The sequence below is a fragment of the Virgibacillus siamensis genome, from assembly GCF_900162695.1.
GTDB classification, from domain to species: domain Bacteria; phylum Bacillota; class Bacilli; order Bacillales; family Amphibacillaceae; genus Lentibacillus; species Lentibacillus siamensis_A.
The window spans coordinates 1349550-1363122 of record NZ_FUIH01000007.1; the positions used below are offsets into that span (position 1 = coordinate 1349550).

Genomic DNA, 13573 nt, shown 5'->3' on the forward strand with positions numbered 1-13573 from the left:
CGCCTCAGTCCTTCACAAGCAAGCGACGTTAACGTTAATGTTATCCTATCAACACAAAAAAAATCAACCAATGATTTTTTAAATCAGGTTGATTTATTTCGCTCCTCTTCCAAATGATGCAATTGGTTTACAAGCCGGTTAAATGTACCGCGGTCATTTTGGTCCAGCGCATTATCAATTTCATGAAGGAGTCTATTTTTCCTGGTATCAAAAAGCAGTGTGTCCAGTATATTCGCAGCTAATTCTTTATCTTTTTGGGTAATAAAATACTCGTCCGGTATAAACGGGTTCTCCACCAACACGGCAGCATAATATATATTTTGGTTTGCTTTATCAAAATTTAACTGAATATATAATGGGTCATGCTGATTCAGGCGTATATCATGAAATGATTTCTCGGCATCTGTTGTAACGAGTTGATTTTTATAAAAGCGAAAAGGAACTTCATCCGAACAGTGGCTTGTCATGATGATTCCCCGCGGACAAAATTTTGCTTCCCGGACAAAATGTACATTTGACAGAACCTCATTATGATTAACCAAGTAGTTCAATATCCAGACACTTTCCCGCTTTTTCAACTGATAATGATTTAAAAACCATTGAATAAAGCTTTTTTTATCTTGTAAGGAAACAGGAGTCTGCAATGATCACTTACCTCCTTTAGCATCTATTTTGCGTTAATCAGTTCCTTCCATCTGTTTAATTCTGCTGATGTACTCTTCAATCTCAATATCTTCGGGCTGCTGAGCTAAATATTTTTCAAAAACCGAGACTGCTTTTTGCTGCCTCCCTTCTTCCATCAGAAAGTATCCGTATTCCTTCAGAAAGTCGCTGTCTTCGTTTAAACTATTATATGCTTCATCGTAGTGAGTTAATGCATTGTCAAATAATTCATTTTCGTTATACGCTTTTGCCAGCTCCCATTCATAAATTGGATCATTTGCACCTATCTTTTTAATTTCGTTAAGGAGGTCAATAATTCCTGCTTGATTATCATTCGTTTTAAATAATTCAATCAGAAAAAGGATTGCCTCTTTATAATCAGGATCAAGTGCAATTGCTTCTCGTATCCATTTTTCACTTTCATCATTGGCATTCAGCTGGTGAGCAAGAGAACCGGCCAGGAAGAACAATTCCTTATTAAATTCATCGACCTTCAGCCCTTTTTTAGCGGTTTGATACGCTTCATCCGTCATGTCCTCTGATTCATAAGTTTTGGCAAGCTGATAATATGCAGTGTGATAGTACATATCAATCTCAATTAGATATTCCCACGCTTTAATGGCAATATCCGATCTTCCTGCATGCAGCGCGGTAAAACCGTATTTGAATAATGTATCCGAATCCTCACTGTCAATATCCTGATAGATTTCTAACGCCTTTTCATACTCACCTGAAGCGGCATACGCTTCTGCCAGTCTGTCATTAATCGAAACATTGGCTATTTCCTTCGTGATTGGCAGAACCTTTTCATAGTACATAATGGCATTCGTATAAGAACCTGTTGAAAACATCAATTCTGCCAATGCGAAATCGATAATCGGTTCGTTCGGTTCATGCTGTTTGGCAGTCAGAAGTTTCTGTTCCGCAACTTCAAAAAGCCCTTGGGCCTGATACAAATCAGCCAGTTGAATCAGTGTTGACGTATATTCCGGATCATCCGGCCCAATTTCATTAAGCAGTGCCATTGCTTCTTCGTCCCTGTCCAATTCCACGTATACATCAGCAAGCATTACTTTCAGTTCCCCTTCTTTTGGAAATTGTTGTAATAATTCCTGCAGTATGAAGCTTGCTTCTTTCAGAAAACCCCATTGTATATATAATTCAGCTATGGTATATCTTTCTTCGACATCCGCCTGTGGCAAATAATTCTCCAGCAGTGAGATTGCCTTCTCCGACTGTTTACTCTCCATCAGACGTACCGCTTCCATAATTTTCTCGTCCATCCGTTACTTCCTTTCTTTCTTCGGACATTATCATTCAGTGATTTCAATCATACAAAAATTTACCGCTTACTTCAAACAGAAAAGAATCTGCCAAGAGCAGATTCTTAAGGTGTCGATTTAAGTGTATCCAGATGTTTGAAAAAATCAGGGTATGAAATTGAGACAGAAGAAATATCGTCTATGATGACTTCCTCATCGGCAATAAGTGAAGCAATGGTAAGCATCATTGCGATACGGTGATCATCAAATGATGAAACATGCCCTCCCGTTAACTGGGATGTTCCATGTATAATCATTCCATCCTTCGTTGTTTCCAGATTGGCACCAAGTTTTCTCAGTCCTTCTGCGACTGCTTCAATCCGGTCTGTTTCTTTCAATCTGAGTTCCCCGGCATCACGAATCACGGTCTTACCTTCTGCCTGAGTCGCGACAAGTGCAATAATTGGCAGCTCATCAATCAGTTTTGGGATTATGTCACCCTCAATAACGGTACCTTTTAGCTTTTTATAGGTTATTGTCAGATCACCAATGGGTTCGCCGCTCACCGTTTTTTCGTTGGAAATCGTTATATCTGCACCCATATTAAGTAATGCATCAATAATTCCGGTTCGTGTATTGTTAAGTCCGACGTTTTTAATCGTAATGTTACTGCCAGGCACAATTGCAGCTCCTGCCAATGGAAATGCAGCTGAAGAAATATCGCCGGGTACAAAGACATCTGTTGCATATAACGGTTTATTAGAAATATAAACTGTATTGCCCTCGACTTTCACTCCTGCACCAAAAGCGGCCATCATATTTTCTGTATGATTTCGGGTTACTGTTTGTTCCGTGACTTTGGTAACACCCTTAGCAAACAATCCAGCCAATAAAACTGCGGACTTTACCTGTGCACTTTTTACCGGCAAAGTATATGAGATAGATTTTAAGTTCCCGCCGCGTACAGCCATCGGCAAAAACCCTCCATCAGAGCGTCCATCTGTTAAAGCCCCCATCTGCTGAATCGGTTTAATAACCCTGTCCATCGGTCTGACAGTCAAAGATGGATCGCCATAGGCTGTTGTAAAAAACGGCAATCCAGCTAATACACCGAGCATTAGACGTGCGGTGGTCCCCGAGTTCCCGAAATAAATAGGTTCAACCGGTTCTGTCAATTTATCCTTTCCTGCACTGCATATCGTCACGTTTGTTGCATCCTGTTCAATCGAAACTCCCATTGCCCGGAATGCATCAATTGACCGCAGACAGTCTTCTCCGTTTAGGAAATTAGAAATTTTAGTTGTCCCATTTGCGAGCGAGCCAAAAATAATAGCACGGTGTGAAATTGACTTATCACCAGGCACTTCCAATTCACCTTGTAAAACGTTTTTATAAGGTGTTAACTTTAATGTGGCCACATCCATTCACTCCCTTCTATTCATCTATTTATTCTGCAACCATTAGTTCATATCCATTTTTCTCCAAAATCATACGGCTTCCCTGCAAATCTTCTTTGGATGGAACACTGAGCCGTAATACACCGGTTATTCCTTCACGAATTTCCAGGATTTGAATGTTTTTAATGCTGATATCCGCTGTTGCCAATATATGGGCAACAGAGGCAATTGCCCCGGGCTGATCCCGGATATCAACGTATAAATCATAAAATGACGGAATGGCGCCTTTTTTGGCAGAGCCCAAACCATCACGATAATCTTTCGCCTGTTGAAGATACGCAGTTATCCCATTTCGGTTATTGTGATCAATAAGATCTTTTATTTCGTTCATTTCGGCAATCCAATCTTCCAGCAAGTGGGACATTTTTTTTCGGTTATGATAAAAAATATCCTGCCACAATTCCGGATTACTTGAGGCAATCCGGGTAATATCACGAAACCCGCCAGCAGCGAGTTTTGGAATATATGCATGTGTGTTCTGCCATTTCCGTGCCTGATGTACAAGAGATGAAGCAATCAGATGCGGAAAATGTGAAATAATACCGGTCATTTCATCATGATCATTTGCAGGCAAAACGATAAAATTACTCTTCGTGACCCGTAAAATATCTGTCAGTGTATCTACCGCATCATTTCTGCAATTTTTCGAAGGACTTAAAACGTAAATCGCATTTTCAAATAAATGCTCTTTTGCCGCAATGATTCCATGCTTATGTGATCCTGCCATCGGATGGCCCCCGATGAATTGAATGTTTTTATTCGTAATGGACGCTGCCTTTTCCATAACGGTTGATTTAACAGAAGAAACGTCTGTTACGATTACCTCATGGTCAAACTCGGTTTCATCCAATTTGCCAATAATCCTGACCGTTTCTGAAATGGGTGTACCCAGAATGATAATCTCTGCTTCTTTCAAAGCTGCATTCAAATCCTCACAAGAAGCATCAATAATGCCGTTCTTCAAAGCAAAGTTAACTGTTTCCGTATCCGAATCAAATCCAATAATATAATTGTTGTTATCGTGTTTCAGACTTTTGGCGAGTGACCCCCCAATAAGTCCAAGGCCAATGATGAATATAGTTCGCTTCAAGATTGAATCTCCTCTTTTATGGTGTTGTTCAACTGTAATATTATAGCTTGCAATTGTTTCATATCAGTCTCATTTCCTATGGTAACCCGGATTGTCTTCTCTCCCGCGGGTCGTACAATAAAGCCGTTTTGTTGCAAATACTCAAATACTTTTTCGCTGCTGATTGGTGTGGAAATAAACAGGAAGTTCGTTTCTGAATCATAATAATGCCAATCAATGGAATCCAGAAATCGTTGAAATTCTTCTTTAATTTTATTGTTTTTTGATATCGACTCGGCGATGAATGCATCATCCTCCAATGCAATAAGCGCTGCTTTTTGTGCTATGGAGGAGGTATTGAATGGGCCTCTTACAACATCCAGCTTCGCTGTCAGTTCGGAATTGCCAATTGCATATCCTATACGTAGTCCTGCCAGCCCATATGCTTTGGAAAAAGTTCTTAACACAAGCAGATTTTTATATTCGGATAAACAATGTAAAGCATGTATGTCTTTTTCCTTATCGAGATATTCATAATAGGCTTCATCCAGTACAACCAGCACGTTTTCAGGGCATTGATCCAAAAAGGAATAAAATTCATTGGATGGAATTGCACACCCTGTTGGATTATTTGGTGAGCAAAGCCAAACCACATTTGTCTTATCATCAATTGCCTCAAGCATTGCCTGCAAGTCGTGGTAGCCATTTACTACCGGTATTTCTTTAATTTCAGCCCCTTCAATCAAGGCATTATGTTTATACTGCGGAAAGCTGGGTACAGGCATTACTGTATTGACTCCCGGGTATAGAAATGCACGACAAATAGACGTAATGATTTCATCCGATCCGTTTCCAAAAATAAGCTGATTCTCTTCAACGTTCAATTTTTCCGCCAAAGCTTTGCGTAATTCGGCGGTATAACCGTCCGGATAAATTTCAAGCGATGGTGAAAATGCATTCAGATTATCAAGTCTGTTTGAGTAACCAAATGGATTTTCATTCGACGCCAGCTTTACAATACGTTCCAGACCAAATTGCTCTTTGACCTCACGTATTTGTTTCCCTTGCTTATATGGTGTTAATTCGCCCAAAATTTTTTTATAATCCATTTATTACCCACCTATCCTTTTTATAATCTGGTTGATAGCTTCTTCTTAAATAATTCAAGATGATTCTTTAAATCTGCATCACTGACTTCTACCGTTACAGGATGCGCAATAGACTTCAGCAGCACCATTTGTATAGTTGTACCTTCTGTTTTTTTATCAAGTTTCATTGTATTTATAATATGTTGAAGGTCCATTTCGGGTAATTGTAATGGATAGCTGTTTGTCTCGAGCCAGGAATACAACTTATCAAAAGGCAACTGCACTGAAAACACGGCTTCGCTGACCTGAAGTGCAAAAAGCATCCCGATTGCAACAGCTTCTCCGTGTGCTATACCGCTGTATCCCTGCAGTGCTTCCAATGCATGGCCGAACGTATGGCCGAAATTCAGATGCTTTCGGATTCCTGCCTCCTTTTCATCTGATTCCACCACTTCTGCTTTTATGGCAATTCCTTTATTGATATGGCTGGCAATTTCCGCATTGGTCAATCTGGATAGTCCGGTCTGCATAAGTTCATCGAAAAAATGACGATCAGCAATCAAGGCTTCTTTCACAATTTCTGCATATCCTGACCTGAACTCCTGTGCGCTCAGCGAGTGAATAGTGTCAACATCATAAACAACAGCTGCCGGGGAAAAAAAATTACCAATCAGATTTTTTCCTTTCTGATGGTTAATGGCAACCTTTCCCCCAACACTGCTGTCATGCGCCAGAATTGTTGTCGGCATTTGAACAAAATCAATCCCCCGCATATAAGTTGCTGCAACAAAACCGGCAAGATCACCAACTACCCCGCCGCCCAATGCAATAATAAGTGACTTCCTATCCAATCCATAATCAATTGCATCGGAATGCAGCCGGTAAAAGGTATCAATCGATTTCGAGCTTTCTCCGTGATTAATAATGGATGTATATACACGATCATATTGTATAATGCTGTTTCGAACATCCTCCAAGTAGTGCCGTGCCACCAAATCATCCGTAATAATCATTACGGATGAGTATGATTTTGGCAATAGTGATTCGATTTTATATCTGAGCTGCTCGCCGACATATACATCATAAGTTCCGCTATCAGATTTTACCCTGGTAACTTTCACTAAAAACACCTTATTTCTTCACGATATGCATCGATAGCTTCTTTCAATTTCGGAAACTGATCAAAAGGAAACTGTTCCAACAGAGCTTTGGCAATTTCAAAAGCAACCACATGTTCCATCACTACGGAGGCAGCAGGAACAGCACAAGAATCTGAACGTTCAATACTTGCGTTAAATGGTTCTTTCGAATCTATGTCCACGCTTTGCAGCGGTTTATACAAGGTTGGTATGGGCTTCATTACCCCTTTAACAACAATTGGCATACCTGTAGTCATACCACCTTCAAAGCCTCCCAGACGGTTCGTTTTACGAAAATAACCATCCTGTTCATTCCAGGCTATTTCATCGTGGACATCGCTTCCGTTTCTGCGTGCAGCTTCGAAACCTAGTCCAAATTCGACTCCTTTGAATGCATTGATACTGATAACACTGCCTGCAATGCGGGAATCCAGTTTGCGATCATAATGGACATAGGATCCAACCCCTGCTGGCATGCCTTCCACATATACTTCGACAACACCGCCAATTGAATCTCCATCTTTTTTTGCCTTGTCAATTGCGTCCATCATAGGCTGTTCCGCATTTTTATCCAATGTTCGGACAGGGGATTCTTCTGAAATAGTTTGTCGTTGATTCATACTTAAGGAAGGATTATCTTCAGCAATAATTCCGGCAATTTCTTTTACATATCCGGATATCTCAATCCCCAAGTGTCTCAAAAGTGTTTTTGCTACAGCCCCTGCCGCTACCCGTGCAGCGGTTTCTCTTGCCGATGATCGTTCCAGTACATTGCGCATGTCACGATGACCATATTTTAATGCTCCATTCAAATCTGCATGCCCGGGTCTTGGCCGTGAAACAGTTCGTCTGATATTTGTATTTTCTTCCAGCGGTTCTTCTCCCATGATATCTGTCCAATGTTTAAAATCATCATTGTGTATGACAAGCGAAACAGGAGAGCCGAGTGTATATCCATGACGTACACCACTCATTATTTCCGCCAGATCCTTTTCTATCTGCATACGTTTTCCTCTTCCATGTCCTTTTTGTCTCCGAAGCAATGATTCATTGATATTATCAATGGTGAGAGGCATCCGAGCAGGAAGACCTTCGATTATTGTTGTAAGTTGTTTTCCATGTGATTCACCTGCAGTTAAGTAGCGCAAAATGATCCCCCTTTTCAGGATTTTCATATTACTATATCATATTTGTTTTCATTTTTGTGAAAAAATCATCATTATTTTGCATAAAAATACGAGGCCGGGCTAAAGTGTCTTATCAAAAGAAAGATTCCAAAGCGGTACACACCGTCCTGTCTATCTCCCATGTTGGTCGTTTTTGAATTACACTTTTTTAATAAGTCCCAGTCATAAAGAAAAAGCCTCCGTGTTAACGGAGGCTCAGACTATTTAATAGATCCATTCACTGTCTTGTTTTGAATAGGACAATACTTCTGCATCCTTAAAGAAGAGTCCAATTTCTCGTTCAGCACTTTCCGGTGAATCAGATCCGTGGATAACATTTTTGCCAACAGTCACACCGTAATCACCACGAATCGTGCCTGGTGCAGCTTCAAGTGGATTGGTTTTACCCATCATTTCTCTTGCTGTAGCAATAACATTCTCACCTTCCCAAACCATCGCAAAAACCGGACCGGAAGTAATAAAGCTTACCAATTCACCGAAGAATGGGCGTTCTTTATGTTCACCATAATGATTTTCAGCCAATTCGTTGGTGATTTGCATTAATTTCGCACCAGCTAATTTAAAACCTTTACGTTCAAAACGATTTACAATTTCGCCAACCAGATTACGCTGGACGCCATCCGGTTTTACCATTAGAAATGTTTTCTCCATATTCAGCACCTCGTTCATATGTATTTATATTTGTCCAACCGTTAAGAGTTTATCAAATTTTAGTTTAAATAACAATGTTTCTAGGAACGTCTTTTACCAATATATTTTGCAATGTTCAATAGCGTTGTTTTTGCTTTATGATTTGGAACGGAATCAAGTGCATTTAAAGCCTTATTCAAATAATGATCACTTACACTGTAAGACTGTTGGATTGCATTTGTTTTCTTTAATTCACTTATTAATCGTTTCATTTCCATTTCTGTTACGTTTTCAGGCGATTGAAAGGTACTCATAAGCATCTGCCTGAAAGACTGATCCTTCATCGCAAACAATACAGGCAATGTTATATTGCCCTGCAGCAGGTCATTTCCAGCTGGTTTTCCCAATTCCTCCGCGGAAGAAGTAAAGTCCAGAATATCATCTATGATCTGATAAGACATACCGATATAATAGCCATACTGATATAATTTATCCTGTTCTTTTTCCGGCAAACCGGAAACGATTGCTCCCAGCTTACAGCTTGTCGCAATAAGCAGCGCAGTCTTTCGTTTAATTCTTCGCAAATAATCGCGCAGATTTTGGTTCCAATTAAATTTATCCTTTATCTGCTCAATCTCGCCGACAACTACCTGTACAATTGTTTTGGACAATTCCTGATGTGCACTGACAGTAGGAATGGTAGTTATATTCTCCAGGGCACGAGCAAGCATATAGTCCCCGGTATACATCGCAACCCGATTTCCATATAGCTGTTTAATTGTTGCCTTTCCCCTGCGCAGTGATGCATCGTCAATAACATCATCGTGAACCAATGAAGCCATATGAATCAGCTCCAATGAAACGGCAACGGTTTTAATGCGATTGAGATTATAATCACCAAACTGCCCGCATAACAAGACAAAAACAGGGCGAATACGTTTCCCCCCTGCTTGAAGCAATTGCAGTGATGCTTCTCGTAATACAGTCTGTTCGGCTTGAATTGCATTATTTAATGCATGTTCAATAATATCCAGTTCTTTTTTTAAATATCCATATGTTTTACTTAATTTCATGCAATTCACCTTTTACCTTGAGTTCCTGTAATAATGGTTATGACTATTTTTTAGTTCCCATATGCATTGCAGCAACGCCGCCTGTATAACTTTTGATCCATACTTGACTGAATCCCGCCTCCAGAAACATTTCCTTCAGTTTCTTTTTATCCGGGAAACTTTTGGCAGATTCATGAAGCCATGCATATTCCTTATAGCTTTTAGCAAACAATCGGCCAATCAATGGCATAATAAAACGAAAATATAAATAATATCCTTGACGAAATCCAATCAAAGTCGGTTGTGATGTTTCAAGACATACAACGTGTCCACCCGGTTTTACAACCCGGTACATTTCTTTTAGAACAGTCATATAATCAGGAACATTACGAAGGCCAAAGCCGATTGTAACATAATCAAAAGAATTATCCTCATATGGAAGGCTCATTGCGTTCCCCTGAACAAATGAGAGTTGTTCATACTGAAAACGCTCATTTTTCTTCCTGGCCACTGAAAGCATGTTAGAACTGAAATCAATACCAATGACCTTGCCATTTTTTCCGGTTGCTTCTGCAAGTGAAAAAGACCAATCTCCAGTTCCACAACAGACATCTAGTGCGGTCGTTCCCTCCGCAACTTTCATTCGTTTCATAACATCATTGCGCCATGCCTTATGACGTTTGAATGAAATAATTGAATTCATCGAATCATAATTGTCATAAATCTTCTCAAAGACGCGATGAACACGTTCCTCTTTGGATTGCTGCATTCTTTTACCCTTCTTCCACAATGATTCTGGAGTCTGATGCCTTCCCATTTAACCTTTCCACAAGGCTTGATTTAACTGGTTTCAAATGTAGGGGAAAGTGAACCAATAATGACTTAAGCCGGTTCACACTATTGGAAATTTGCTGATTGATTATTTCCTTTTCCTGTAAGAGTTCGTAATTCGGAAGGTCAGAATAAATTTCCGATGATGGTAATGTGCCATTCAATTCCAGTTCATTTTTTATTCCCAGCAATTTCTTTGTCAACAGCCAATCTGCAGCAGTGCTGCTTATACTATTTTCTTCTGCAAGGTCTGCAACATGCTTAATCAATAATGAATCAAGTTTCGATATAATAAATAATAATTCCTCTAGAGATGTTGATTCCCTGTAATATAATTGCATTTTATATTCATTGATTTCCTTAATCGCTGAAGCAAGTGTATGAACCAATTTTATATCCTCTATTCCGGAAAGGATCAAATAATATAAACCACTATAGTAATCACCAGCAAGCACTGACAACTGTTTTGCTTTGCTTTCCCGTGCCGTTTGTTCCGGTTCATTGGATTGCGGTACTAAATCATGCGTATCCAGGGCCATTTGAACAAGCATTGTAGTAACGATGTAATTTTCTTTTTGAAATTCGGTTAATGTCGTATTTTCCAATACGTTAAATAAAATGAACAGCTTATCATCATTAATTTCCGGAATTTGCACGTATTCATCCAAGTAGGTGTGCTTCATCTTCTTACGTATTAATGATTTAAAGTTGTTCAGATCCAAATCGGAAGTCTGCAAAACAACCACCCGTGCCCTTTCATACATTCAGATTAATAAAGACATTATAGCATATTTTATAGGTGTTCCATAATTATAATTTATTATCAGAATACATGGAAAACAGTTACCGGCAAATTAACATTCACTGTTCACTTCTCCATAACTATTCTAATCTAATTCAGGCTAAATTTTACAAAGAAAAAAGGGCACGTAAACACGTGCCCTTTTTCGCCCTATGTACCTTATTACTTAACGCTCTCTTTTAGGGCTTTTCCTGGTTTGAATGCAGGAACCTTGCTTGCAGGAATTTTGATTTCTTCCCCTGTTTGAGGGTTACGACCTTTACGAGCAGAACGCTCACGTACTTCAAAATTCCCGAATCCGATCAATTGTACTTTTTCACCTTTTTTAAGTGAATCCATGACAGATTCGAAGACTGCATCTACAGCTTTTGTAGCATCCTTTTTAGAAAGCTCGCTCTTTTCTGCGACTGCATTTACTAAGTCTGTTTTGTTCATGATATTCACCTCCTCCCAAAAGTTCAATCGACACTGGAACAAAATCACCTAATTTCATTTGTTCCCAATTTGCCATTTTTTATACGCAATGCCACCAATTCATTGATGACAAGGCTTATATTAACTGAGATTAAAGCAAAATTCAACAATAAGTGCCTAATTTTACGGGATTTATTTTATTTTTAGCTAATTTTTCCCATGAGTTTATCCAAAATTTACAAATGATGGAAAATCCTTGTCATCACTAGAGGCACCAACTATTGAATGCATCATTTTAACCTCTTTATAAACTATACGACAGAAGATGTCAAATTCCTGCTGTTCATCAAAAAAAAATTTAATTTAAACAAAAAAAAAGCAACCTTTTCAGCTGCTAGAGGATAATTGCTATTAAACCACCGGATCCTTCATTGATAATTCGTTCCAGTGTATCTTTCAGCTTATACCGTGCATTTTCCGGCATAAGGGCTATTTTTGCCTGAATTCCCTCCCGAACAATGGAACTTAAAGACCTTCCAAAAATGTCTGATTCCCAAATAGATAATGGATCTTCTTCAAAATCCTGCATGAGGTATCTCACTAGTTCCTCACTCTGCTTTTCTGTGCCGATAATTGGAGCAAACTCTGATTCCACCTCAACCTTTATCATATGAATTGATGGTGCGACCGCTTTGAGTCTTACTCCAAACCTGGATCCCTGACGAATAATCTCCGGTTCGTCCAGTTCCATATCTTCAAGTGACGGTGCAGCGATTCCATAACCCGTTTGTTTTACCATCTGCAATGCCCCGGAGACCTGGTCATATTCCCGTTTTGCATGTGCGAAATCCTGCATCAATTCAAGCAGATGATCTTTGCCGCGAATTTCCTGACCGACAATTTCTTTAAGGATGTCATCATACAGATAGTCCGGAGCATGCAAGTCAATCTCTGCTACCCCATCGCCCATCTCCATTCCAGCGAGATTTGCTTTCGCAATATAGTCATAATCCTCAAAGTCATCAACGATACTGTCCACGTCACGCAGCCTTTTGATATTTTGAACGGTTGACTGAATCGCATCCTGATAATTTCTTCTTAACCAGTGGTTTTCTTTCAGCACCATTACCCAGCTCGGTAAGTTAACATTTACTTCCAGGACAGGGAACTCATACAATGCTTCCCGTAGAACACTATAGACATCATGTTCCGACATCGACTCAATGCTCATCGCCAGTACTGGGATATCATATTTCTCGGTTAATTCCTGACGGTACAATTCTGTTTCCTGGCTGGTGGGACGGGTCGAGTTAACCACCATAATAAATGGTTTTCCAACCTCTTTCAATTCTTCTACAACCTTTGATTCCGCTTCCTGATAGTCGGAACGCTCTATTTCTCCGATTGTCCCGTCAGTTGTAACAACGACTCCGATCGTTGAATGCTCCTGTATTACTTTTCTCGTTCCGATTTCCGCTGCATCATGAAAGGGGATTGGATCTTCATACCATGGTGTATTGATCATGCGCGGACCATTTTCATCTTCAAATCCTTTCGCCCCTTCAACTGCATAACCGACACAATCAACAAGTCTCACGTTTACATCCAAACCCTCATCCACGTGGACGGAAACTGCCTGGTTCGGAATAAACTTTGGTTCAGTTGTCATGATTGTTTTGCCTGCTGCGCTTTGAGGTAATTCATCATGCGCGCGTCCTCTTTCCCCTTCATCCTCAATATTTGGCAATACAACGGATTCCATAAACCGTTTAATAAAGGTAGACTTACCGGTTCGGACTGCACCGACAATGCCAAGGTAAATATCTCCATTCGTCCGTTTCGAAATATCTTTAAAAATATCAACTTTCTCCAAACGATCCCCTCCCGATCTCCATTTCCGGTAATCCTGAATAACCTGCGAATAATTGACATTACAAGTCTATGATGTTGTCCTACCAAATTATGACTTAATTTTGCTT

General features: G+C 39.8%; 13 protein-coding genes. All 13 read right to left on the reverse strand.

Annotation, left to right across the window (positions count from 1 at the left end; translation table 11 throughout):
- Positions 1 to 83: 83 nt before the first annotated feature.
- The 13 genes from B1K71_RS10530 to spoIVA all read right to left on the reverse strand — a co-directional run bounded on the left by B1K71_RS10530 (position 84) and on the right by spoIVA (position 13467).
- On the reverse strand, positions 84 to 644 hold the full coding sequence (locus B1K71_RS10530; RefSeq protein WP_077326674.1) for a ReoY family proteolytic degradation factor: 561 nt from the start codon (positions 642 to 644) through the stop codon (positions 84 to 86).
- A 33-nt stretch (positions 645 to 677) separates the two neighbouring features.
- Positions 678 to 1946, reverse strand: coding sequence for a tetratricopeptide repeat protein (locus tag B1K71_RS10535; protein ID WP_077326676.1), 1269 nt, complete (start codon positions 1944 to 1946; stop codon positions 678 to 680).
- A gap of 104 nt (positions 1947 to 2050) precedes the next feature.
- Positions 2051 to 3343 (reverse strand): 3-phosphoshikimate 1-carboxyvinyltransferase, encoded by a 1293-nt coding sequence (aroA, locus tag B1K71_RS10540; protein ID WP_245799236.1) that lies wholly within the window; start codon positions 3341 to 3343, stop codon positions 2051 to 2053.
- Positions 3344 to 3371: 28 nt separating this feature from the next.
- Positions 3372 to 4472: a prephenate dehydrogenase gene (locus B1K71_RS10545; RefSeq protein WP_175631895.1), complete on the reverse strand. Its 1101-nt coding sequence runs from the start codon at positions 4470 to 4472 to the stop codon at positions 3372 to 3374.
- The gene (gene hisC, locus B1K71_RS10550; protein ID WP_077326681.1) at positions 4469 to 5560 is read right to left on the reverse strand and encodes a histidinol-phosphate transaminase; all 1092 of its coding nucleotides are present in this window, start codon (positions 5558 to 5560) and stop codon (positions 4469 to 4471) included. Before hisC ends, B1K71_RS10545 begins: the two co-directional genes overlap by 4 nt.
- A 20-nt stretch (positions 5561 to 5580) precedes the next feature.
- Positions 5581 to 6660 (reverse strand): 3-dehydroquinate synthase, encoded by a 1080-nt coding sequence (gene aroB / locus B1K71_RS10555; protein WP_077326683.1) that lies wholly within the window; start codon positions 6658 to 6660, stop codon positions 5581 to 5583.
- On the reverse strand, positions 6660 to 7826 hold the full coding sequence (aroC, locus tag B1K71_RS10560) for a chorismate synthase (RefSeq protein ID WP_077326685.1): 1167 nt from the start codon (positions 7824 to 7826) through the stop codon (positions 6660 to 6662). The genes aroB and aroC overlap by 1 nt, the downstream gene beginning before the upstream one ends.
- 243 nt (positions 7827 to 8069) lie before the next feature.
- Complete coding sequence (gene ndk, locus B1K71_RS10565; protein WP_077326687.1) at positions 8070 to 8516, reverse strand: nucleoside-diphosphate kinase; 447 nt, start codon at positions 8514 to 8516, stop codon at positions 8070 to 8072.
- A gap of 80 nt (positions 8517 to 8596) precedes the next feature.
- Entirely contained in the window at positions 8597 to 9568 is a 972-nt protein-coding gene (gene hepT / locus B1K71_RS10570) for a heptaprenyl diphosphate synthase component II (RefSeq protein ID WP_077326689.1), read from the reverse strand.
- Between the two features lie 43 nt (positions 9569 to 9611).
- Complete coding sequence (locus tag B1K71_RS10575) at positions 9612 to 10316, reverse strand: demethylmenaquinone methyltransferase (protein ID WP_077326691.1); 705 nt, start codon at positions 10314 to 10316, stop codon at positions 9612 to 9614.
- A 4-nt stretch (positions 10317 to 10320) separates the two neighbouring features.
- On the reverse strand, positions 10321 to 11115 hold the full coding sequence (locus tag B1K71_RS10580; protein WP_175631896.1) for a heptaprenyl diphosphate synthase component 1: 795 nt from the start codon (positions 11113 to 11115) through the stop codon (positions 10321 to 10323).
- Positions 11116 to 11342: 227 nt separating this feature from the next.
- Positions 11343 to 11615, reverse strand: a complete 273-nt coding sequence (locus B1K71_RS10585; protein ID WP_077326695.1) for an HU family DNA-binding protein — start codon at positions 11613 to 11615, stop codon at positions 11343 to 11345.
- Positions 11616 to 11988: 373 nt separating this feature from the next.
- Positions 11989 to 13467, reverse strand: a complete 1479-nt coding sequence (gene spoIVA, locus B1K71_RS10590) for a stage IV sporulation protein A (protein ID WP_077326697.1) — start codon at positions 13465 to 13467, stop codon at positions 11989 to 11991.
- Between the last annotated feature and the right edge of the window lie 106 nt (positions 13468 to 13573).